The 21,189-nt window shown below is 71.3% G+C and carries 22 protein-coding genes; 4 read left to right on the top strand and 18 right to left on the bottom strand.

Translation table 11 applies throughout. The features are described from left to right. Positions 1 to 59: 59 nt before the first annotated feature. The 9 genes from tatA to BUE44_RS18065 all read right to left on the bottom strand — a co-directional run bounded on the left by tatA (position 60) and on the right by BUE44_RS18065 (position 7,333). On the bottom strand, positions 60 to 344 hold the full coding sequence (gene tatA / locus BUE44_RS18105; RefSeq protein ID WP_073499641.1) for a Sec-independent protein translocase subunit TatA: 285 nt from the start codon (positions 342 to 344) through the stop codon (positions 60 to 62). A gap of 236 nt (positions 345 to 580) precedes the next feature. Then, entirely contained in the window at positions 581 to 784 is a 204-nt protein-coding gene (locus tag BUE44_RS18100; RefSeq protein ID WP_073499639.1) for a hypothetical protein, read from the bottom strand. 11 nt (positions 785 to 795) lie between these two features. Further along, positions 796 to 1,041 (bottom strand): CpXC domain-containing protein, encoded by a 246-nt coding sequence (locus tag BUE44_RS18095; RefSeq protein WP_073499637.1) that lies wholly within the window; start codon positions 1,039 to 1,041, stop codon positions 796 to 798. Positions 1,042 to 1,051: 10 nt separating this feature from the next. After that, positions 1,052 to 2,008, bottom strand: coding sequence for a helix-turn-helix transcriptional regulator (locus tag BUE44_RS18090; protein WP_073499635.1), 957 nt, complete (start codon positions 2,006 to 2,008; stop codon positions 1,052 to 1,054). Between the two features lie 81 nt (positions 2,009 to 2,089). Continuing rightward, on the bottom strand, positions 2,090 to 3,028 hold the full coding sequence (locus BUE44_RS18085) for a helix-turn-helix transcriptional regulator (protein ID WP_073499632.1): 939 nt from the start codon (positions 3,026 to 3,028) through the stop codon (positions 2,090 to 2,092). Between the two features lie 81 nt (positions 3,029 to 3,109). Continuing rightward, positions 3,110 to 3,481, bottom strand: coding sequence for an FKBP-type peptidyl-prolyl cis-trans isomerase (locus BUE44_RS18080; protein ID WP_073499630.1), 372 nt, complete (start codon positions 3,479 to 3,481; stop codon positions 3,110 to 3,112). Between the two features lie 40 nt (positions 3,482 to 3,521). Then, positions 3,522 to 4,550, bottom strand: coding sequence for an FKBP-type peptidyl-prolyl cis-trans isomerase (locus BUE44_RS18075; protein WP_073499627.1), 1,029 nt, complete (start codon positions 4,548 to 4,550; stop codon positions 3,522 to 3,524). 164 nt (positions 4,551 to 4,714) lie between these two features. After that, positions 4,715 to 6,076, bottom strand: a complete 1,362-nt coding sequence (gene pafA / locus BUE44_RS18070; protein ID WP_033178209.1) for a Pup--protein ligase — start codon at positions 6,074 to 6,076, stop codon at positions 4,715 to 4,717. Positions 6,077 to 6,085: 9 nt separating this feature from the next. Continuing rightward, on the bottom strand, positions 6,086 to 7,333 hold the full coding sequence (locus BUE44_RS18065; protein ID WP_073499625.1) for an MFS transporter: 1,248 nt from the start codon (positions 7,331 to 7,333) through the stop codon (positions 6,086 to 6,088). 116 nt (positions 7,334 to 7,449) lie between these two features. On the opposite strand from BUE44_RS18065, the gene BUE44_RS18060 reads away from it, so the two are divergent. After that, on the top strand, positions 7,450 to 8,505 hold the full coding sequence (locus BUE44_RS18060) for a LacI family DNA-binding transcriptional regulator (RefSeq protein WP_073499623.1): 1,056 nt from the start codon (positions 7,450 to 7,452) through the stop codon (positions 8,503 to 8,505). A 236-nt stretch (positions 8,506 to 8,741) separates the two neighbouring features. On the opposite strand, the gene prcA is transcribed toward BUE44_RS18060, so the two are convergent. From prcA to arc, 5 genes are all read right to left on the bottom strand, one after another. Beyond that, entirely contained in the window at positions 8,742 to 9,488 is a 747-nt protein-coding gene (gene prcA / locus BUE44_RS18055; protein WP_073499620.1) for a proteasome subunit alpha, read from the bottom strand. A gap of 65 nt (positions 9,489 to 9,553) precedes the next feature. Next, complete coding sequence (prcB, locus tag BUE44_RS18050) at positions 9,554 to 10,399, bottom strand: proteasome subunit beta (RefSeq protein WP_073499618.1); 846 nt, start codon at positions 10,397 to 10,399, stop codon at positions 9,554 to 9,556. A gap of 107 nt (positions 10,400 to 10,506) precedes the next feature. Next, positions 10,507 to 10,725, bottom strand: coding sequence for a ubiquitin-like protein Pup (locus BUE44_RS18045; protein ID WP_073499616.1), 219 nt, complete (start codon positions 10,723 to 10,725; stop codon positions 10,507 to 10,509). Between the two features lie 122 nt (positions 10,726 to 10,847). Then, positions 10,848 to 12,359 (bottom strand): depupylase/deamidase Dop, encoded by a 1,512-nt coding sequence (gene dop, locus BUE44_RS18040; RefSeq protein WP_073499614.1) that lies wholly within the window; start codon positions 12,357 to 12,359, stop codon positions 10,848 to 10,850. Between the two features lie 93 nt (positions 12,360 to 12,452). Further along, positions 12,453 to 14,219, bottom strand: a complete 1,767-nt coding sequence (arc, locus tag BUE44_RS18035) for a proteasome ATPase (protein ID WP_073499612.1) — start codon at positions 14,217 to 14,219, stop codon at positions 12,453 to 12,455. Positions 14,220 to 14,460: 241 nt separating this feature from the next. Here arc and BUE44_RS18030 point away from each other — a divergent pair, with 241 nt between their 5' ends. Continuing rightward, positions 14,461 to 14,751, top strand: coding sequence for a ferredoxin (locus BUE44_RS18030; RefSeq protein ID WP_073499610.1), 291 nt, complete (start codon positions 14,461 to 14,463; stop codon positions 14,749 to 14,751). A gap of 73 nt (positions 14,752 to 14,824) precedes the next feature. Here BUE44_RS18030 and BUE44_RS18025 read toward each other — a convergent pair whose 3' ends face one another. From BUE44_RS18025 to BUE44_RS18015, 3 genes are all read right to left on the bottom strand, one after another. Next, the gene (locus BUE44_RS18025; protein ID WP_073499608.1) at positions 14,825 to 15,421 is read right to left on the bottom strand and encodes a hypothetical protein; all 597 of its coding nucleotides are present in this window, start codon (positions 15,419 to 15,421) and stop codon (positions 14,825 to 14,827) included. Between the two features lie 177 nt (positions 15,422 to 15,598). Further along, positions 15,599 to 16,510, bottom strand: coding sequence for a tRNA (adenine-N1)-methyltransferase (locus tag BUE44_RS18020; RefSeq protein ID WP_073499606.1), 912 nt, complete (start codon positions 16,508 to 16,510; stop codon positions 15,599 to 15,601). Positions 16,511 to 16,594: 84 nt separating this feature from the next. Further along, the gene (locus tag BUE44_RS18015) at positions 16,595 to 17,815 is read right to left on the bottom strand and encodes a site-2 protease family protein (RefSeq protein ID WP_073499604.1); all 1,221 of its coding nucleotides are present in this window, start codon (positions 17,813 to 17,815) and stop codon (positions 16,595 to 16,597) included. A gap of 125 nt (positions 17,816 to 17,940) precedes the next feature. Here BUE44_RS18015 and BUE44_RS18010 point away from each other — a divergent pair, with 125 nt between their 5' ends. Together BUE44_RS18010 and BUE44_RS18005 are read left to right on the top strand one after the other, a co-directional pair. Beyond that, positions 17,941 to 18,813, top strand: a complete 873-nt coding sequence (locus BUE44_RS18010; protein WP_073499602.1) for a RecB family exonuclease — start codon at positions 17,941 to 17,943, stop codon at positions 18,811 to 18,813. A 20-nt stretch (positions 18,814 to 18,833) separates the two neighbouring features. After that, the gene (locus BUE44_RS18005) at positions 18,834 to 19,505 is read left to right on the top strand and encodes a response regulator (RefSeq protein ID WP_073499599.1); all 672 of its coding nucleotides are present in this window, start codon (positions 18,834 to 18,836) and stop codon (positions 19,503 to 19,505) included. Positions 19,506 to 19,593: 88 nt separating this feature from the next. On the opposite strand, the gene BUE44_RS18000 is transcribed toward BUE44_RS18005, so the two are convergent. Then, entirely contained in the window at positions 19,594 to 21,189 is a 1,596-nt protein-coding gene (locus BUE44_RS18000; RefSeq protein ID WP_073499597.1) for an ABC transporter substrate-binding protein, read from the bottom strand.

The following is a 21,189-nucleotide window of genomic DNA, read 5'->3' as shown; positions in this document are numbered from 1 at the left end:
CTCGGGTCGTTCGCCTGGGGCCCGGGTCTACCGGCGGGCCGCCGGTAACCGGTGGCCGGTCAGCCGGTGGTCGTGGTGCGGTCCTGCTCGGTGACCGGGCGCGCGCTCGCGGTGTCGCCGGGGGCGGCCTGGATCGTCCGGGCCGGCGCCTGCTCCTGGGCGGCGGTGCCGGACTTGGCCGGGGGCTTCGGGTCGTCGTCCTTCATCGCCTTGGCCTCGCTCTTGAGGATGCGGGCCGACTTGCCGATCGACCGCGCCACGTCGGGCAGCTTCTTGGCGCCGAAGAGGACGACGATGACGAGAAGGATCAGGACGAGTTCAAAGGGCTTGAGATTGCCGAGCATGACAGGTCTACCTTCTCACCGGGTTGACGGCGTGGTCCGTGCGGTACGTCTGCGGCGACCGGTCGTCGGACGTTTCCGGCCGTCGCCTACGCATGGATCGTAGCGTGCGCCGGTGAACGCCGGAATATGCGCCGGAATCCACCGGGTTGCGGCCCTGCCGCGTCCGCAGCCGGGGGTGCCGGGCCAGGTCGGGTCGCCCGGGTCAGCGTACCTTCACCTGCTGTCCGGTGGCAGGCTCAGCGGCGGCTGATCTCGCCGGCCCGCTCCGCCACCGGGGCCGCGGCCCGCTGCAACCGGTCGCCCGCGGCGGTCAGGGCGTCGGTGCTCGCGGCCACCTGGGCGGCCAGTTCGCGCACCGCGGTGAAGACCCGGGCGGCGAAGACCGCGAGCACCACGAGTCCCGCTGCCGCCAGGCCGACGCTGACAAAGAGCCACCACATGGTCCGGCAGCCTACCCTTCCAGCCGCATCGTACGGACGCCGCCGACGGTCAGCAGCTCCACGATCCGCTCCCCCGCCGGTTTGCGCACCGCCTCGCCGCACCCGGGGCAGGTGAAGGAGTAGAAGGTGGTCCGCGCGCTGCCGCCGATGGCCAGCCGCAGCGCGTCCGCGCCCAGTTCGAAGCTGGTCCTGCAGTGCGGGCAGCCGGCCCGGAAGACGGCCGGTCCCGCGGCGGGCGGTGGGCAGGTCGCCGTCATCGCCGGTCCCTCACTCCCCGTAGCCGGCCAGGGCGAGTACGGCGGCGTCGCGGGCGTCGCCGGCCAGCTCGGCGGGCGACACGATCCGGCCGTCCCGCCCGAGCCGCAGCGCCAGCCGGCGCAGCGAACCGGGGTCGGGGGTGCGCAGGGTGATCCGCAGGCCGCCGTCGGGCAGCTCGTCGGCGCTGTCGTGCGGGTAGTACTCCGCGACCCAGCGCCCGCCGGGGCCCACCTCGATGACCACCTCGGGGTCGTCGCCCGCGGGCTGCACCAGTCCCTGCGACAGGTCGCGCGGCTCGATCCGCGGCGGGTCCGACGGCTCGTCGAGCAGGCGGATCTCGGCGACCCGGTCGAGCCGGAAGGTCCGCCGGTCCTCGGACAGGCGGCACCAGCCCTCGACGTAGGTGTGGCCGACCGCGAACAGCCGGATGGGGTCGACCTCGCGCTCGGTCAGCGCGTCGCGGGCCGGCGAGTAGTACCGCATCCACAGCCGGCGCCGCTCGGTGATGGCCCGGTCGACGGTGGCGAAGACGCTGCCCTCGGACTCGAAGGTCACCGACAGCTGCGCGCTGCCGCCGGCCGCCTCGCCCGCCGCCGCCTCCAGCTTGGTGCCGGCCCGCAGCAGCGCCTGCCGGTCGCTGTCGCGCAGGCCGGGAAGGTTCGCCACCGCGCGGGCGGCGACCAGCAGCGCGGTCGCCTCGTCGGCGGCCAACCGCAGCGGCTGGGCCACGTCGTCGGCGGTGCCGGGGTTGTGCCACCAGATGCGCTCGCCGTCGGTGTCGATGTCCAGCAGGTCGCCGCCGCGGAAGCTGGTGCCGCACAGCGGCAGCACGTTGAGGTCGCCGATCAGCTCGGCCTCGCTGACCCCGAAGGCCCGCGCCACCTCGCTGACCCGGGCGCCGGGCCGCTCGCGCAGATAGGTGACCAGCGACAGCATCCTGCGGGTCTGGTCGATCGCGTTGCTCATCCGGTGTCCCGCCTGCCGTCCTGCCCGCTCCTCCGGCCGCCCGTACGGCGGTCCGCTCCCCCGCTCATCGCCGCCCCCCGCTCAGCCCTTGGCCACCGCGCGCAGCCGGTCGAGCACCTCGGTACGCAGCTCCTGCGGTGCCAGCACGACCACGTCGGGCCCGAACTCGGCGAGCCAGGCGTCAAGACCGTGCCCGTAGGGCACCTCCAGCTCGTCCCAGTCCGCGTCGACCGGGGTGGTGGCCACCGCCCTGGCCCGCAGCGGATAGCCGCTGTCGCGGCGCAGCCGGATCGTGGCGGTGGTGGTGGCACCCTCGCCGGCCCACCGCGCCACGGCCTCGCGTACGTCCACATGCGCGGGCACCTCGACGGTGAAGGCGCCGCGCGCCTTGACCCGGCCGCTGATCCGCGACAGCCGGAAGACCCGGACCGCGCCGCGGTCGCGGTCGTAGCCGGCCAGGTACCAGTGGCCGCGCCAGCACTCCAGCGCCCACGGCTCGACCTGCCGCGGCTCGGGGCGCACCGCGTTGGCCTTGCGGTAGTCGAAGGCGACGGCCCGCCGCTCGCGGGTGGCCAGCATCAGCGCCTCGAAGGCCGGCTCGGGGGTGGGGATCCGCGGCTCCAGCGCGCTGTGGGTGTCCTCGTACGGCACCCCGGCCGCGCGCAGCTTCTGCAGCGCCCCGCTGGCGGCCTCGGCGAGCCTGGCCTGCTGCCAGACCTTCGCGGCCAGTGCCAGGGCGGCGGCCTCCTCGGGGTCCAGCGCGATGTCGGGCAGCCGGTTGCGGTCGCTGCGGGCCAGATAGCCGTACTCGCCGTCGAGGTTCTCCACGGTGTCGATGACCAGGCCCAGCTCGCGCAGGTCGTCCTTGTCCCGCTCGAACATCCGGTTGAAGGAGTCGTCCGAGGTGACCTCGTGGTAGGCCTCGATGGAGGCCCGCAACTCGCGCTTGCTGACCGGGCGACGGGTGTTCATCAGGCACAGTGCCAGATTCATCAGCCGCTCGGCCTTGGCGATAGCCATCCCGGTCCCCCTTCTGTGCGTCCGCTCGGCGAACCGTATCGAAAAGCGGTCCCCCCGGTGGTGTCCGGGGGGACCACCTTGTCAGACAGCGACGAGGTCGCAGACGAAGATCAGCGTCTCGCCCGGCTTGATGGCGTCGCCGGCGCCGCGCTCGCCGTAGGCGAGGCGGGACGGGATGGTCAGCTGGCGGCGGCCGCCGACCTTCATGCCCTGCACGCCCTGGTCCCAGCCGGCGATGACCTGGCCGACGCCCAGCTGGAACTTCAGCGGTGCGCCGCGGTTCCAGCTCGCGTCGAACTCCTCGCCGGAGGAGAACGCCACGCCGACGTAGTGGACGGAGACGGTGTCCCCGGCCTTGGCGACCGGCCCGTCGCCCTCCCAGATGTCCTTGATCTCCAGGTCGGCCGGCGGCTCGCCGCCCGGGAAGTCGATCTCGGGCTTCTCGATGCTCACTTCGATGCTCCTTGTACGGTTGCGGGCAACCGGGACAGTCTTACAGAACCGCGATGATGTCCACCGAGAAGACCAGCGTGGCGTTCGCCGGCACCGGTCCGTTGGCCTGGTCCTTGTAGGCCAGGGCCGGCGGCGTCACCAGCATCACCCGGCTGCCGACCTTCTTGCCGGTCAGGCCCTGCGTCCAGCCCGGGATGACGTTGGCCAGCGGGAACTGCGTGACCTGGTGGCGGGAGTAGCTGGAGTCGAACTCCTTGCCGGTGTCCCACAGCACGCCCTTGTACTGCACCACCAGGGTGTCGGACGCCTTGACGGTCTTGCCGTCGCCCTCCAGCACGTAGGTGGAGACCAGCTTGGTGGGCGCCTTGGTCTTGGGCACGGTGAGGGACGGCGCCTTGCCGTCGGTGTTCGTGCCGACCTTGGGCAGGTTCGCGTCGGTCTGCGGTACGACCTTGCCCTTGGCGGAGTCCTTGCCCGTGTAGACGTTGAGCACGTCGATGACGAAGACCAGGGTGTCGGTGCCCTTGATGCCCGCCTGCGCGTTGCCCGAGGTGCCGTAGCCGAGGGCCGGCGGGATGGCCGTGATGACCCGGCCGCCCTGCTTGGCGCCGATGACGGCCTTCTCGAAGCCCGGGATGACCGCCTGGCTGCCGGTCTGGAAGGCGTAGGGCGTCTTCCCGAAGTTGGTGTCGAACACCTTGGCGGTGCTCCACACCTGGCCCAGGTAGTTCACCTGAACGATGTCGCCGGAAGCCACCGCGGTGCCGTCGCCGGGGATCAGCGTCTTGACGGCGAGGTCGGTGGACGGGGTGCCGGTGCCCTTGGCCACGGTCGGCTTGGTGTTGAAGGCGGTGCCGCTGGTGACCTTCGGCACCGGGCCGCTGACGATCTTGGTGCTCGGCGTCGCGCTCGGGGTCGCGCTGGGCGTGGCGCTCGCGGAGGTGCTCGGCGAGCCCGAGGCCGAAGGCGAGTCGGACGCCGCTGAATCGCTCTTCTTGGAGTCGTTCCCACAGCCGGCGGCGGTGAGCATGAGCGCGGGCACGGCGAGCAATACGGAGCGTCGGCGCACGGATTCCCTCGGTTCGGGTCGGAGTCGGGGTCGGAGGTGTCTTGATACCGCCCCACACCCTACGGCGTACCGCAGGCCCCGTACGAGTTCCGCACGGGGCCTGTGGGTGCGCTGTGACGACCGTTGCCTTGACGGCGGGGCCGCTGCCGCGCCCGGGACGCGGGCTACATCCCGGCGATGAGCTTCTCCACCCGGTCGTCCACCGACCGGAAGGGGTCCTTGCACAGCACGGTCCGCTGCGCCTGGTCGTTGAGCTTGAGATGCACCCAGTCGACGGTGAAGTCGCGGCGCTGCTCCTGGGCGCGGCGGATGAAGTCCCCGCGCAGCCTGGCCCTGGTGGTCTGCGGGGGCACCGACTTGGCCTCGAAGATCTTGAGGTCGTTGCAGATCCTGGCCGCCTGCCCCTTGCGCTCCAGCAGGTAGTACAGACCGCGGCGGCGGTGGATGTCGTGGTACGCGAGGTCTATCTGCGCGACCCGGGGGTGCGACATGGTGATGTTGTCGCGGTTCCGGTAGCGCTCGATGAGCTGGTACTTCATGACCCAGTCGATCTCGGTGCCGATCCTGGACAGGTCGCCGCTGCCGATCGACTCCAGGGTGCGGCCCCACAGCTCAAGCACCTGCTCGATCACGCCGCTGCGGATGCCGCGGCGCTCGCAGAACTCGACGGCCTTGGAGTAATACTCCTGCTGGATGTCCAGCGCGGAGGCCTCGCGCCCCGAGGCCAGCCGCACCTTGCGGCGGCCGGTGATGTCGTGGCTGACCTCGCGGATGGCCCTGATGGGATTCTCCAGGGTCAGGTCCCGCATCACGGTGCCGGCCTCGATCATCCGCAGCACCAGGTCGGTGGCGCCGACCTTGAGCAGCATCGTGGTCTCGGACATGTTGGAGTCGCCGACGATGACGTGCAGCCTGCGGTAGCGCTCGGCGTCGGCGTGCGGCTCGTCCCTGGTGTTGATGATCGGCCGGGAGCGGGTGGTGGCCGAGCTGACCCCCTCCCAGATGTGCTCGGCGCGCTGGCTCACGCAGAACACGGCGCCCCGCGGGGTCTGCAGCACCTTGCCCGCGCCGCACAGCAGCTGCCGGGTGACGAGGAAGGGAATGAGGATGTCGGCGAGGCGGGAGAATTCCCCGTGCCTGGCCACGAGGTAATTCTCGTGGCATCCGTAGGAGTTGCCCGCCGAGTCCGTGTTGTTCTTGAACAGGTACACATCCCCGGCGATGCCCTCTTCGTGCAGCCGGCGCTCCGCGTCGACCAGAAGGCCTTCGAGGATGCGCTCGCCGGCCTTGTCGTGGGTGACCAGTTCGGTGACGTTGTCGCACTCGGGAGTGGCGTACTCCGGGTGCGAGCCGACGTCGAGATAGAGGCGGGCGCCATTGCGGAGGAAAACATTGCTGCTCCGGCCCCATGACACGACACGGCGGAAGAGGTACCGCGCCACCTCGTCAGGGGACAGACGCCGCTGTCCCCTGAACGTGCATGTGACGCCGTACTCGTTCTCCAGCCCGAAAATGCGGCGGTCCATGTCTGAACATTACGCCTGATGCGTTGAGCTGAAACGGGGTTCGACGGCACGGTTTGGATCTTTTTCCTGCCGGGTGTCGAGGTTTGGGGCCGTCAGGAATCGGCCGGTCGAGAGCAGTACGGCCGTCGCGACGACCGCGCCGGTGCCCGCCACGCCGAATCCGGCGACCGCCCCGCCCTGTTGCGCGGCCACTCCCGCGGCCGCGGTGCCCAGTGCCGCGCCGACGCCGACCGCGGTCACCACCCAGGAGAAGGCCTCGGTCACCGTGCCGGCCGGGGCGTGCCGGTCGACCACCAGGAAGCCGCAGGCCAGCGCGGGCGCCAGAAAGAGCCCGGACAGCGCGGCGAGCAGCAGCATCCAGGGCACCGCCGGCACGAGCATCAGCGGCGGGTAGCAGAGCGCGAGCGCCACGCTCAGCACCCGCAGTCGCCGCTCCGGCTGCCCCGGCCAGCCCCTGGCCCCGTACGTCAGCCCGCCGGCCAGCGCGCCCACCCCGTTGGCGGCCAGGACGTACGCGGCCACCGGGCCGCCGCCGTGCGCGTCGCCGTAGACCACCGCGGCCAGCGAGATCGCGCCCAGCGTGACGCCGACGAAGAAGAAGGCGCCGAGCAGCACCGCCAGGCCCACCGAGCGCAGCGCGCCGAGCCAGTGCGCCTCGCGCTCCGCGGCCCGCCAGCGCCGCGAGGGCCCGGAGGTGACCACCACCAGGGTCCCGGCGACCCCGAGCAGCCCGGTCACGACCACCGCCGCGGCCTGGGAGGCGGCCGCGATGATCAGCGTCACCAGCAGCGGCCCGGCCGCGAACAGCACCTCCTGCGCGGCCGCGTCCAGCGCGTACGCCCGCTGCACCCGGTCCTCGCGCCCCAGCACGTCGGGCCACAGCGCCCGCAGCCCGCCCTCCAGCGGCGGCGTGGCGACCCCCGCGAGCACCACCGCCGCGGTCGCCAGCGGCAGCGGCTCGGGCCCGACGACGGCCAGCAGCCCGAACCCGGCCGCCGACAGCAGCGCTGCCCCCGCCATCACCCGCGGCTGCCCCCGCCGGTCCACCGCCCGCCCCAGCAGCGGCTGCCCCACGGCGACGGCGCACCCGTAGACCGCGGACAGCGCGCCCGCCAGCCCGTACCCGGCACCCTCCGAGCGCAGGTAGAGAACGATGGCGAGCGCGGCCATGGCGTTGGGCAGCCGGCCCAGCAGGGTCCCGCCCAGCAGCCTGGCGGCATGCGGTGTCCGCAGCAGGTCCCCGTAACCGGTGGCCATCCCGCCCCTTCCCGCCGCCTGGTGTTACGTATAACGTCCGGCCCATACGTACCATGGCGCCAGCTGCGCGGTCCACCCGCGCGACAGCGGCGATCAGCGCGGAGAGGGGGCCCCGGGTGCCTGAACCCGACACGGACGCGGGGTCCGGTCCCCGTCCGGGGGCGGGCGGTACGCGGCCCACGTCGCGGGACGTGGCGCGGGCCGCCGGGGTATCGCAGGCGACGGTGTCGCTGGTGCTCGGGGACAAGTGGCGCGGGCGGGTCTCGGAGCGCACCGCCAGGGCGGTGCGGGTTGCCGCCGGGGACCTCGGCTACCGCCCCAACCTGGCCGCGCGCAGCCTGCGGCTCGGGGCGACCAGGACGGCGCTGCTCGTCGTCCCCGCCCTCACCCACGAATACTTCGCGCGGGTCTACGCCGGCGCCGCCGAAGTGGCCGACGCGCACGGCTTCGGCGTCGTGCTCTACCCCTCACCCGCCGGCGTCGGCCCGGCCCGCGACCCCTTCGGCTCGGCACGGACCGCGATCGACGGCGTCATCGCCTCGTCCATGGCCGCGGACGCGCTCGCCGCCATCGGCGACGGCGGGCTGCCGCTGGTGATGCTCGACAGCGATCCCGACGTGCCGGGCGGCCCGCCCACCGTCAACCTCGCCGTCGCGGACGGCCTGCGCCAGGTCACCAGGCACCTGCTGGGCCTCGGCCACCGGCGTGTCGCCCATATCGCGGCCGACGTGGACACCTGGACCTTCCGGGTCCGCACGGAGGCCGTCACGGCCGAACTGGCCGCGGCCGGACTGCCGCCGGCCCCGCGCCGGCTCTCCGCGCTCGACGTGACGGCGGCCAGGGACGCGGCGGTGGCCGCCCTGACCGCGCCCGGGCCCCGGCCGACGGCACTGCTGTGCGACGACGACATCCTCGCGGCCGGCGCCTGCAAGGGCGCTCGGGCGCTGGGCCTGCGGATCCCGCAGGACGTGTCCGTCTCCGGCTTCGACGACCTCGCGCTGTCCAGCGCGCTCGACCCGGAGCTGACGACGGTCCGGCTCCCCGCGGAGTCCATCGGCCGCCACGGCATGACGGCCCTGCTGGCCCTCCTCGCGGGCCGCCCCGCCCCTCCGGTCGAACTCCCCCTCACGCTCGTCCCCCGCGCATCGACTGCGTCGGCGCCGCGCGGTTGAGGTCCTGCCCCTTGCGGTGCGTTGCTTGACCGCGGCCCGGTGGGGGCTGGTCGCGCACCTCGGTGATTGCCCCTTGCGGTGCGTTGCTTTCTTCCCCGCCTCTTCGGCGGGGCGCGCAGTTCCCCGCGCCCCTTTGGGCCCTGCGTCCTCCTACGCGCAGGCGTTGGCCCCTGGCGGGGGCCGGCCTTTGCGCAGGGGGCACGCGTTTTTCGGGGGCGCGTGGGGGGGTCGGGGGGCTACTCCTCCTCGTCGGAGGGGTCGTCCGTCGTGGTCGTGGCGGCGCTCTCCGCCTCAAGGAGGCGGGTGAGCTGGCGCCCGAGGATGCGCTTGAACTTGCGCGCCTGCGGCCTGGTGCGGTCCAGGACCGCGACCTCCAGCTGCTCGGCCGTCAGCTGGCGGTCACTGCCGTTGGTGTCGCGGCTGAGGGACTCCACGGCCAGTGCCAGCGCTTCGGCCAGCGTCATGCCGTCACGGTGGCGCTGGTCGAGGTAGCTGCCGATCTGGTCGGAGTTGCCGCCGACCGCGACCGCGCCGTGCTCGTCGACGATGGAGCCGTCGTGGGGCAGCCGGTAGATCTGGTCGTCCTCGGGGGCGGCGCCCACCTCCGCGACGATCAGCTCGACCTCGTACGGCTTCTCGCCGACGCTGGAGAAGATCGTGCCCAGCGTCTGGGCGTAGACGTTGGCGAGGCCGCGGGCCGTCACGTCGTCCCGGTCGTAGGTGTATCCGCGGAGGTCGGCGTAGCGCACCCCGCCGATCCGCAGGTTCTCGAACTCGTTGTACTTCCCGACCGCGGCGAAGGCGATCCGGTCGTAGATCTCGCTGACCTTGTGCAGCGCGCGGGACGGGTTCTCCGCGACGAAGACGATGCCGTCGGTGTACTGCAGCACGACGACGCTGCGGCCACGCGCGATGCCCTTGCGGGCGTATTCGGCGCGGTCCGCCATGGCCTGCTGGGGTGAGACGTAAAAGGGCGTGGACACCGGCTAACCGTGCCTTTCTGCAGTCGGCGCTGGGACAGTGCGGAGGGGGATCGGCTGACCTGGGGTCACAGCACCTGGGCCTGCGGCCCGTCGGGACGCTCCAGGCGGCCGTCGATCACCTCGCGGGCGAGCGCGGCGACCTCGGAGTCGGGCACCCGGCGGAAGCCGTCCTCGGTCATCACGGTGATGAGCGGGTAGACCCGCCGGGCGATGTCGGGGCCGCCGGTGGCCGAGTCCTCGTCGGCAGCGTCGTAGAGGGCCTGGATGACCGCGGTGGACAGCTGGCGCTCGGTCAGATCCTTGCGGTAGATCTTCTTGAGGGTGCCCCGCGCGTAGACCGAGCCCGAGCCGGTGGCGGCGAAGCCCGTCTCCTCGCTGCGGCCGCCGGTGACGTCGTAGGAGAAGATCCGGCCCTTCTCCCGGTCGGTGTCGTAGCCGGCGAAGAGCGGCACGACGGCCAGGCCCTGCAGGGCCATGCTGAGGTTGCCCCTGATCATGGTGGACAGCCGGTTGGCCTTGCCCTCCAGGGACAGGGTGGCGCCTTCGATCTTCTCGTAGTGCTCCAGCTCCAGCTGGAAGAGCCTGACCATCTCGACCGCCAGGCCGGCGGTGCCCGCGATGCCGACCGCCGAGTACTCGTCGGCGGGGAAGACCTTCTCCATGTCGCGCTGCGCGATGACGTTCCCCATCGTGGCGCGCCGGTCGCCGGCGAGGATGACCCCGCCGTCGAAGACCGCGGACACGATCGTGGTGCCGTGGGGCAGCTCGACCGCTCCCTTGAGCGCCGGGAGCGTCCGGTTGCCCGGCAGCAGCTCGGGCGAGTGCGCTCCGAGGAAGTCGAGGAACGACGACGAGCCGGGCGTCAGGAAGGCGGCCGGCAGACGCCCGGTGCTGCGAGAGTTGGCTTCCACGCGATTCCTTCCACACGATCTTGGGGTCGGTACGGACCCTACCCGCCGGTCCGGAAATCCATCCGCCCCACGGCCCGGATAACGGCCGCGGGGCGGGACGGGAGCGGCTACTCGCCGCCCTTCTGCACAAAAGAGCGCACGAAGTCCTCGGCGTTCTCCTCGAGCACGTCGTCGATCTCGTCGAGGACGGAGTCCACGTCGTCCGAGAGCTTCTCGTGGCGTTCCTTGAGGTCGTCGGCGGCCTGGGCGTCCTCCTGGACCTCCTCGACCTCGTCCGTGGAACGCGTCGCCTTCTGCTGTCCGCCGTCGGTGTCCTTGGTTGCCATGTCCCTCACCCCGCTCGGTTGCGTGCCCTACAAGATCAGACCCTACAAGGAGGGCCCGTCCCCGGCTCTCGAATACGTCAACGTCCGAGTGCTACCCGGTTGATTCCCGGTTCTGGCCCGTTTCAGCCGCCGGACAGGATGCGAACCAGGTCTTCGGCCGTGCGGCAGCGGTCGAGGAGCTCCTTGACGTGCTTGCGGGTGCCGCGCAGGGGTTCCAGGGTGGGCACCCGCTGCAGGGAGTCACGGCCCGGCAGGTCGAAGATGACCGAGTCCCAGGAGGCGGCGGCGACATCGTCCGCGTACTGTTCGAGACAGCGGCCGCGGAAGTACGCCCTGGTGTCCTCAGGGGGCTTGGTGGCGGCCCTGACGGTCTCCTGCTCGTCCAGCAGCCGCTGGATGCGGCCGCGGGCCACCAGGCGGTTGTAGAGGCCCTTGTCGGGGCGCACGTCGGCGTACTGCAGGTCGACCAGCTGGAGGCGGGCCGCGTCCCAGCCCAGGTTGTCGCGGCGCCGGTAGCCCTCCAGGACCTCCAGCTTGGCGACCCAGTCCAGTTCGCCCGACAGGCTCATCGGGTTGCTCTCCAGCCGGTTGAGCACGTCCTCCCAGCGGGCCAGTACGTCCTTGGTCTGCGGGTCGGCGTCCGAGCCGTAGCGCTCCTCGGTGTACTTGCGGGCCAGCTCGTAGTACTCCATCTGAAGCTGGACGGCGGTCAGCGTGCGCCCGTTGCGCAGCGTGATGAGGCGTTGCAGGCCGGGGTCGTGCGAGACGTCGTGCAGGGTGCGGACCGGCTGGTCCACGGCCAGGTCCACCTTGATGAAGCCGTCCTCGATCATCGACAGCACCAGGGCGGTGGTGCCGAGCTTGAGGTAGGTGGAGATCTCCGAGAGGTTGGCGTCGCCGATGATCACGTGCAGCCGGCGGTACTTCTCGGCGTCGGAGTGGGGTTCGTCGCGGGTGTTGATGATGGGGCGCTTGAGGGTGGTCTCCAGGCCGACCTCGACCTCGAAGTAGTCCGCGCGCTGGCTGAGCTGGAAGCCGTGCTCGCGGCCGTCCTGGCCGATGCCGACGCGCCCCGCGCCGGTCACCACCTGCCGGGAGACGAAGAACGGCGTCAGGTGCCTGACGATCTCGGAGAACGGCGTCTCGCGCTTCATCAGGTAGTTCTCGTGGGTGCCGTAGGAGGCGCCCTTGTTGTCGGTGTTGTTCTTGTACAGGTGGATCGGCTGCGCGCCGGGCAGCTGGGCGGCGCGCACCGCGGCCTCGGCCATGATCCGCTCGCCGGCCTTGTCCCACAGCACCGCGTCGCGCGGGTTGGTGATCTCGGGCGACGAGTACTCGGGGTGGGCGTGGTCCACGTAGAGCCGGGCACCGTTGGTGAGGATGACATTGGCCAGGCCGATGTCCTCGTCGGTGAGCTGGGTGGTGTCCGCCGCGTCCCGTGCGAGATCGAAACCACGGGCGTCCCGCAGCGGGTTCTCCTCCTCGAAGTCCCAGCGGGCGCGGCGCGCCCGGTGCATCGCCGCCGCGTACGCGTTGACGATCTGGGACGAGGTGAGCATGGCATTGGCGTTCGGGTGGCCGGGGACGGAGATCCCGTACTCCGTCTCGATGCCCATTACTCGCCGTACGGTCATGCGGCCCTCCTTGCCCGGCTCCGGCCCGTGCGGGCCGGAAAACACACCGGCTGCGGGTACCCGCTGTCGGGACCCGCAGCCGGAGGGTAGTGCTTACAGATACTGTCCGGTGTTCGCCACGGTGTCGATGGAGCGTCCCGTGTCGGCGCCCTGCTTTCCGGTCACCAGGGTGCGGATGAACACGATCCGCTCGCCCTTCTTCCCGGAGATGCGGGCCCAGTCGTCGGGGTTGGTGGTGTTCGGCAGGTCCTCGTTCTCCTTGAACTCGTCCACGCAGGCCGCGAGCAGGTGGGAGACGCGCAGGCCGCGCTGTTCGTGGTCCAGGAAGTCCTTGATCGCCATCTTCTTGGCCCGGTCCACGATGTTCTGGATCATCGCGCCGGAGTTGAAGTCCTTGAAGTACAGGACCTCCTTGTCACCGTTGGCGTAGGTGACCTCCAGGAAGCGGTTCTCCTCGGTCTCGGAGTACATCCGCTCGACCACGGACTGGATCATGGCGTCCACGGTGGCCGCCTTCGATCCGCCGTGCTCGGAGAGGTCCTCGCCGTGCAGCGGGAGGGTGTCGACCAGGTACTTCGAGAAGATGTCCTTGGCCGCCTCGGCGTCGGGACGCTCGATCTTGATCTTCACGTCCAGCCGGCCGGGGCGCAGGATCGCCGGGTCGATCATGTCCTCTCGGTTGGAGGCGCCGATCACGATGACGTTCTCCAGGCCCTCGACACCGTCGATCTCGGCGAGCAGCTGCGGGACGATGGTGTTCTCCACGTCCGAGCTGACGCCGCTGCCGCGGGTGCGGAAGAGCGATTCCATCTCGTCGAAGAAGACGATGACCGGGGTGCCCTCGCTCGCCTTCTCCCTGGCGCGCTGGAAGACCAGGCGGATCTGCCGCTCGGTCTCGCCGACGTACTTGTTCAGCAGCTCGGGGCCCTTGATGTTCAGGAAGTAGCTCTTGCCCTGCGGCTGCCCGGTGACCTCGGCGACCTTCTTGGCCAGCGAGTTGGCGACCGCCTTGGCGATGAGCGTCTTGCCGCACCCGGGCGGGCCGTAGAGCAGCACGCCCTTGGGCGGGCGCAGTTCGTACTCCTTGAACAGGTCGGCGTGCAGGTAGGGCAGCTCCACAGCGTCGCGGATCTGCTCGATCTGGTTGCCCAGGCCGCCGATCTGGCGGTAGTCGATGTCGGGTACCTCTTCGAGGACGAGCTCCTCGACCTCGCTCTTGGGCACCCTTTCGTAGACGTATCCGGACCGGGGTTCGAGCAGCAGGGCGTCGCCGGCGCGCAGGGCGCCGTCGAGCAGCGGTTCGGCGAGCCGGACCACCCGCTCCTCGTCGGTGTGCCCGATCACCAGGGCGCGCTCGCCGTCCTCCAGGATCTCCTTGAGGGTGACGATGTCGCCGACCCGCTCGAATGCCATCGCCTCGACCACGTTGAGCGCTTCGTTGAGCATCAGCTCCTGTCCGCGCCTGAGGTCGTCGAGGTCGACCGACGGGCTGACGTTCACCCGGAGCTTGCGCCCGCCGGTGAAGATGTCCGCCGTGCCGTCGTCGTTGACCTGCAGGAAGACGCCGAAGCCCGCCGGTGGCTGCGCGAGCCGGTCGACCTCCTCCTTGAGGGCCACGATCTGGTCGCGGGCCTCGCGAAGGGTGCTCGCCAGCCGTTCGTTCTGCCCGGACACGCCGGACAGATTGGTCTGCAGCTCGACGATCCGCTCTTCGAGAATCCTCGTGTGCCGCGGAGAGTCGGCGAGCTTGCGTCGCAGGACGGCGATCTCCTGCTCAAGAAAGGCGACCTGGCTCATGGGGTCTTCCGAACCACGAGCGGGTCGGCCGCCACGGTTGATGTCGTCGTCATGGGCCGCCACGGTCCTCACCTCCTCCAAGGGGAGCTGGACGTTTCCAGACCCTACCTGGGCCGGTGGGGGTTGAAACCCCTAGATCACAAAGACGATCGCGGTGTGTCCGATCTTCACCCTTGCGTACGTCCCTCCGCCACTGAGATACCCACCGAGCACGCCCGGAAAGCCGCCGGTTGTATCGTCGATTCGGTCAACAGCCGGACAGGGCGGTTGCTTCCCGAACGACCGACGGCAGGGATGAGTTTCCGTGAGCAACGAGACGGCCGAAGCACTCGAGGTCTGGATCGACCAGGATCTGTGCACGGGCGACGGGATCTGTGTGCAATATGCGCCAGAGGTCTTCGAGCTGGACATCGACGGCCTCGCCTACGTGAAGGGTGAGGACGACGAGCTCCGGCAGGCCGCCGGTGCCACCGTACCCGTACCGGTGGCTTTGCTGCGGGATGTGGTGGATTCGGCCAAGGAGTGCCCCGGCGACTGCATCCATGTGCGGCGCGCGGCCGACCGGGTCGAGGTCTACGGGCCCGACGCGGAATGAACCCGGGGTGGTCCCCGGCCGGGCGCGGTCCCGGCGCCGGCCACCGGCGCACCAGGGTCGGGGCGGCCCGTCCTCAGACGCTGGTGCCGGCGGGGCCCGGAAGGGCCACGTAGCGGCCGTCGCGCCACTCCCAGGAGTAGTCGCGGCGCAGGTCCGGGCAGCACTGCGGGACGCTGTCCGAGGAGAAGCCCAGCACGGTGGCCCGGACGGTCCTGCCCTCCAGGCGGAAGCCGGTGACCTGCCGGTTGTCCTGCGGCTTGACCAGCGTGACGGCAATCCGCGGCGGGCCACCCGCGGTTCTGGGCGCGCTCAGGACGTAGACGCCGCTGGGCGGGGTGCCGGTGTCGGTGTGGCAGCGCACCACCACGGCGGTCTCGGGGCGGCCGTCGCCGTCGAGGTCGCCGGAGACCTTGGCGACCACGTCGGTCCGCGCGCCGTCCGGACAGCTCAGCGGGTAGGTGGCCGCGGCCGGGTCGGGGGGTGCGACCGGTGCGGCCGCGGCCGGCTTGGCGGTGGCCTTGCCGGCGGCGGCCGGCTTGCCGGACGAGGCGTCGGCGGGCTGGACCAGGGCCACCGCGGCGACCACGGCGCCGAGGACGGCGGCCGTACTGATCCAGTGGACACCGCGGGCGCGGGTGTGCGGGAGCTCCTGGCCTGCGGACGGCTGCACTCGCCTGTCTCCTGGGGTCGTTCTGCGGGGGTGGCCAGCATGGTGCCACACGTCACACCGCGCCGCCACGGCGGGGGCGGCCAAGCCGCGCCCAGGCCCCGAAAATACCGCCGCCGGCTCGTCCGGAACGGACAAACCGGCGGCGGCGCGGCGAAGTTGGCCGAAAACCCACGTGTCCTAGCGCTCGGTGCCGGAGCCGCCGCTCGTGCTGCCGGGACCGGTGTAGTCCTCGCCGTAGGCGCCCTTGGCGGGCCGGCGGCGGCGCAGCGGGGGCTCCACGCCGTCGGCGAGCCGGCGGGCGGTGAGCAGGAAGCCGGTGTGCCCGATCATCCGGTGGTCGGGCCGGACGGCGAGGCCCTCGACGTGCCAGGTGCGGACCATGGTCTCCCAGGCGGCCGGCTCGTTGAAGCTGCCGTGCTCCCTGATCGCCTCGACGGTACGTGCCAGCTGCGTCGTGGTGGCCACGTAGGCGCACAGGATGCCGCCGGGCACCAGGGCCTTGGAGACGGGCTCCAGGCACTCCCAGGGCGCCAGCATGTCCAGGATGACGCGGTCCACGTCGGTGTCGGACAGGTGGTCCTGGAGGTCGCCGACGGTGAGCTGCCAGGCGGGGTGCGGGCCGCCGAAGTAGCGCTCGACGTTCTGGGTGGCGATCTCGGCGAAGTCCGCGCGGCGCTCGTAGCTGTGCAGCATCCCGTGGTCGCCGATCGCCCGCAGCAGGAAGCTGCTCAGCGATCCGGAGCCGACGCCGGCCTCGACCACGCGGGCGCCGGCGAAGATGTCGGCCATCGCCAGGATCTGCCCCGCGTCCTTGGGGTAGACCACGGCGGCCCCGCGGGGCATGGACAGGACGTAGTCGGGGAGCAGCGGGCGCAGCGCGAGATAGGCGACGTTTCCCGTGGTACGGACCACGCTGCCCTCGGGAGCACCGATCAGCTCGTCGTGCGGGAAGGCACCCTTGTGGGTGTGGAACTGCTTCCCGGCTTCGAGCGTGAAGGTGTAGTGGCGTCCCTTGGGGTCGGTGAGCTGGACCTGGTCCCCGACTTTGAAGGGCCCGCGTCGGCGGGCGGCACCGGTCGGTTCGGACATGGGGATCACCTTATCGGGCTTTTCCGCCGCCCCTGACCGGCGAGTCCGCCGCCCGGGGGCCGGCCGGGCGCCCGGGCGGGCCGGTCAGGAGGGGCGCGACATGGCGGCGAGGAAGGCCTTCTCGACGTCGGAGGTGGCCAGCACGCCGAAGATCTCACCGGTCGGCTCGACCACCAGGTATTCGGTGGAGGGGGTGGCCCGCAGGGTGTCGAGCAGGGCTTCGCCCGCCAGTTCCGCGGAGACCCGCATGCCCGGGGTGAGGTCCTGGGCGAGGCCGCTGACCGCGACCCAGGGGCGGCGGTGCTCGGGGATGGTGACGATCGCGGACTCGCGCACCAGCGCGGTGGGGGCGCCGCGGCCGTCGACCACGACCAGGGCCCTGGCGCCGGCCTCGTTGGCCTGGCGCAGCGCCTCGGACAGGGGGGTGTCCGAGGAGACCGGGACGGCCCTGCGGGTCAGCGTGCGGGCGCGCAGGTCGGGCAGTCGCTCGCGGAGCCTGGCCATCCGCAGGCTGTTGCCGGCACCGGTCCAGATGATCGCGGCCAGGATCGCGGCGAGCAGCGCGTCGGTGAGCGAGTCGAGGCCGGAGCCGCCGCTGTCGCCGCCGCGGGCGTAGGAGAGCATCGGCAGCCCGACGAGCACCGCGAGGGCAAGCCCGCGGCCGACCCAGGCCGCGGCGACCGTGCCGGTCATGGCCTTGCCGCTGATCTTCCAGACCACGGCCCGCAGCATGCGGCCGCCGTCGAGCGGCAGGCCCGGCAGGAAGTTGAAGATGGCAACGATCAGGTTGCTGATCATCAGCCCGGCGAGCAGCACGCCGGGCACCGTCCCGGACTCGACCAGCTGCATGCCGCCGAAGAAGGCGCCGGCCAGGATCAGCGAGAGCAGCGGCCCGACGAAGGCCAGCACGAACTCCCTGCCCGGTGTGTCGGACTCCTTCTCGATCTCCGAGACGCCGCCGAAGAACTGCAGCTGGATACGCCGTACGGGCAGCTTGAACCGCAGCGCGGCCACGGTGTGCGCCAGCTCGTGCACCAGCACCGAGCCGTAGAAGGCCACCGCGAAGAACAGCGACACCAGGTAGCGGACCCCGCCCAGGTCGGGCAGCACGGTGTCGAGCTGGTCGCCGAAGACCCAGGTGATCAGGGCCGCGACCAGGAACCAGCTGGGCGCCACGTAGATGGGCACGCCGAAGAAGCGGCCCATCAGGATCCCGCCGCCGGGCCCTCGCGCGGACGTGCCGGGGTCGGCGTCCTGGCCAGGGGCGTCGCTCTTCCGGGACGGCGGCCGACCGCTCTCGCTCACTGCTTCCCCTCGTTCGGAACCGACCTCGTACCGATCGCGCGGATCGAGGCCTCGCTGCCATGCTATTGCGCCGTTACGCCCCGCGGGCACCGGCTTGTCGGTGGCAGGCCGTAGGGTCGTGCCCCATGGGGACCAGCACCGAGAGCATTCCGCCGCGACCGCCGACGTCGCTGTCACCGTCGCGCGCGGCCGACTTCATGCGCTGCCCGCTGCTGTACCGGCTGCGGGTGATCGACCGGCTGCCCGAGCAGCCGACCCAGGCCGCCACCCGCGGCACGGTCGTGCACGCCGTGCTGGAGCGGCTCTTCGACGCCCCGGCGGCGGACCGCACCGCCGAGCGGGCCAGGGACCTGGTGCCGGGCGAGTGGCAGCGACTGCTGGCGGCCAGGCCCGAGCTGTCGGTGCTGTTCGACGCGGCGGAGCCGGCCGCGCTGGCCGGCTGGCTGGACAGCGCCCGCGCCCTGGTGGACCGCTGGTTCACCCTGGAGGACCCGACCCGCCTCGAACCGGCGGAGCGCGAGCTGTACGTGGAGACGGTGCTGGAGTCGGGGCTGACGCTGCGCGGCTACGTCGACCGGCTGGACGTCGCGCCGGCCACCGGCGACCTGCGGGTGGTGGACTACAAGACCGGCAAGGCCCCGCGCCCGGAGTATGCCGACGAGCCGATGTTCCAGATGTCGTTCTACGCGCTGGTGCTCTGGCGGCTGCGCGGGGTGGTGCCGCGGCGGCTCCAGCTGGTCTATCTGGGCAGCGGGGACGTGCTGACGTACGACCCGTCGGAGGCGGACCTGCTGCGCACCGAGCGCAAGCTGCTGGCGCTGTGGGAGGCGATCAGGGCGGCGACGGAGAGCGGCGACTGGCGGCCGCGCCGCACCCCGCTGTGCGGTTGGTGCGACCATCAGGCGTTCTGCCCGGAATTCGGCGGAACCCCCCCGCCCTATCCGCTGGCGGTGGCAGCGGGTGCGCCGTCCCTGGTGGGCGAGAATGGTCCGGTCTAGCGAAGACGGAGGAGTTACCTGTGGCGATCCGCGTCCTGCTGGTGGACGATCAGCCCCTGCTGCGTACCGGTTTCCGGATGATCCTGGAGGCCGAGCCCGACCTGGCTGTGGTCGGTGAGGCCGGGGACGGCCAGCAGGCGCTGGACCAGGTGCGGGCGCTGCAGCCCGATGTGGTGCTGATGGACATCCGGATGCCCCGGATGGACGGGGTGGAGGCCACCCGGCAGATCACCGGGCCCGACCGGTCGGGGCCGGCGAAGGTGCTGGTGCTGACCACCTTCGATCTCGACGAGTACGTGATCGAGGCGCTGCGGGCGGGTGCCAGCGGCTTCCTGCTCAAGGACGCCCCGGCGGCCGAACTGGTGCAGGCGATCAGGGTGGTGGCCGCGGGCGAGGCGATGCTCGCGCCGAGCATCACCCGGCGGCTGCTGGACAAGTACGCGGGCCGGCTGCCGTCGGGTGACGAGTCGGTGCCGCAGCCGCTGCACACCCTGACCGAGCGCGAGGTCGAGGTGCTCAGGCTGGTGGCCCGGGGGCTGTCCAACGCGGAGATCGCCGCCGAGCTGTTCGTCTCGGAGACCACCGTGAAGACCCATGTCGGGCACGTGCTGACCAAGTTGGGGCTGCGCGACCGGGTGCAGGCCGCGGTCTACGCCTACGAGAGCGGCCTGGTGCGCCCCGGCGCGAGCTGAGTACGCCCCGGCGCGAGCCGGCGAGCCCGGAAAGGCGGCGGGCCGCGGTCGGTCGACCGCGGCCCGCCGCCCTGGGTTCCGGACGGCGTCAGCCGCTCTGGCCCCGGCCCAGCTCCCAGAACTGGGTGGTGGTCGAGGAGTTCAGCGCCCACTCGACGCCGGTGATGTTGCTGCGGGCGGCGATGTACTGCTTGCCCTGCCACAGCGGCAGCATCGGCACGTCAGCGGCGATCAGGTTCTGCGCCCTGGTGAAGTCCATGGTGGTCGCCCCGCGCTGGGCCTGCTTGCGGGTGGCCGGCAGCAACTGGTCCTGGATCGTCTTGTTGTTGTAGGCGAGGTCGAGGAAGTTGTCCTTGTCGAAGAACGGCGCGATGTAGTTGTCCGGGTCCGGGAAGTCCGGCAGCCAGCTGAGGGCGAAGACGTCGTACTCGTGCCTGGTGGCCTTCTTGAGGAAGGTGTTCCACTGCTCGCTCTTGGTCGTGACGGCGAACAGCCCGCTGGCGTTGAGCTGCTGGGCGATCGTCTTGGCCTCGGCCTCGTTCGACGTGCCGCCGACGTCGCGGCGGTAGTTGATGGTCAGCGGGACCTTGTCGGTGACGCCGGCGCCGCGCAGCAGGGCCTTGGCCGCCGGGACCGAGGGGTCCTTGTAGGTGTTGTAGAACGAGTTGGTGTGGGTGGTGATGCCCTGCGGGATCACCGAGTACAGCGGGTCGGCGGTCCGCTTGTAGACGTCGCGGGTGATCGCCTGCCGGTCGATGATCTGGGCCATCGCCTTGCGCACGGCGACGTTCTTCAGCGCGGGCGCGTCGGTGTTGAGGAACAGGAAGCGCGCCTCGCCGCCGGGTGACTCGGTGAGCTTGACGTCCGGGTCGTTGCCGCTGAGCAGGGTGCCGACCTGGTCGGGGCTCAGGGTGCGGGCCATCACGTCGATGGTGCCGGCGCGCAGCGCGGACTCCATCTTGTGGGGGTCGGCGAACAGCTTCAGCTGGATCGCGCTGTTGTTGACCTTCAGGGCGCCGCTGTAGTGCGGGTTCTTGGAGAACTGGCCCTGCTTGGCCTGCACGAAGGAATTGAGCGTGTAGGGGCCGGAGCCGATCAGCCGGAAGCCGGTGTAGGGCTTGTCGGCGGCATAGACGTTCTTGTCGACGATCGCCGCGGCGGGCGTGGCGAGCTTGGCGGGGAAGGTCGCGTCCGGCGCCTTGAGGTGGAAGACCACCGTCTTGTCGTCGGGCGCGTCCACCGACTTGACGCCGGATATCAGCGTGGCCGGACCGGCCGCCCAGTTGATCTTCTGCATCCGGTCGATGGAGAACTTCACGTCCTGCGCGGTCATCGGGTCGCCGTTGGAGAACTTCTGGTCCCCGCGCATCGTGCACTGGTACGTCAGCACGCTGACGTCCGTGTAGTGGCAGTCCTTGGCGGCGTCCGGGCTCGGCGTGGTGCTGCCGCGCTGGTAGGTCAGCAGCATCTGGAAGGTGTTGTAGAAGATGTTCCAGGTGGCGCTGTCGTACGAGGTCGCGGGGTCGAGCGGCGCCGGGTTGTCCTTGCTCAGCTCGATGGTGTCGGTGGTGCCGACGACGATGGCCTTGCCGCCACCGCTCCCCCCGCCGGAACCGCCGCACCCGGTGAGCAGGGGTGTCATCACGCCCAGCAGGGCGGGCAGCACCAGAAGCTTGCGGTTCAT

This window comes from Actinacidiphila paucisporea (assembly GCF_900142575.1).
In the GTDB taxonomy this organism is placed as follows: domain Bacteria; phylum Actinomycetota; class Actinomycetes; order Streptomycetales; family Streptomycetaceae; genus Actinacidiphila; species Actinacidiphila paucisporea.
The sequence above is the reverse complement of the archived record's forward strand: the minus strand, read 5'-3'. Positions and strand labels throughout refer to the sequence as shown.

What these genes read in the sequence shown, in the direction of transcription:
- pafA (WP_033178209.1), bottom strand. Translation starts at nt 6,076, where the DNA reads ATGGACCGCCGCATTTTCGGGCTGGAGAACGAGTACGGCGTCACATGC.
- BUE44_RS18090 (WP_073499635.1), bottom strand. Translation starts at nt 2,008, where the DNA reads ATGAGCAACGCGATCGACCAGACCCGCAGGATGCTGTCGCTGGTCACC.
- BUE44_RS18020 (WP_073499606.1), bottom strand. Translation starts at nt 16,510, where the DNA reads ATGTCCGAACCGACCGGTGCCGCCCGCCGACGCGGGCCCTTCAAAGTC.
- BUE44_RS18095 (WP_073499637.1), bottom strand. Translation starts at nt 1,041, where the DNA reads ATGACGGCGACCTGCCCACCGCCCGCCGCGGGACCGGCCGTCTTCCGG.
- BUE44_RS18100 (WP_073499639.1), bottom strand. Translation starts at nt 784, where the DNA reads ATGTGGTGGCTCTTTGTCAGCGTCGGCCTGGCGGCAGCGGGACTCGTG.
- BUE44_RS18085 (WP_073499632.1), bottom strand. Translation starts at nt 3,028, where the DNA reads ATGGCTATCGCCAAGGCCGAGCGGCTGATGAATCTGGCACTGTGCCTG.
- BUE44_RS18065 (WP_073499625.1), bottom strand. Translation starts at nt 7,333, where the DNA reads ATGGCCACCGGTTACGGGGACCTGCTGCGGACACCGCATGCCGCCAGG.
- BUE44_RS18045 (WP_073499616.1), bottom strand. Translation starts at nt 10,725, where the DNA reads ATGGCAACCAAGGACACCGACGGCGGACAGCAGAAGGCGACGCGTTCC.
- tatA (WP_073499641.1), bottom strand. Translation starts at nt 344, where the DNA reads ATGCTCGGCAATCTCAAGCCCTTTGAACTCGTCCTGATCCTTCTCGTC.
- BUE44_RS18000 (WP_073499597.1), bottom strand. Translation starts at nt 21,189, where the DNA reads ATGAACCGCAAGCTTCTGGTGCTGCCCGCCCTGCTGGGCGTGATGACA.
- BUE44_RS18010 (WP_073499602.1), top strand. Translation starts at nt 17,941, where the DNA reads ATGGGGACCAGCACCGAGAGCATTCCGCCGCGACCGCCGACGTCGCTG.
- dop (WP_073499614.1), bottom strand. Translation starts at nt 12,359, where the DNA reads ATGACCGTACGGCGAGTAATGGGCATCGAGACGGAGTACGGGATCTCC.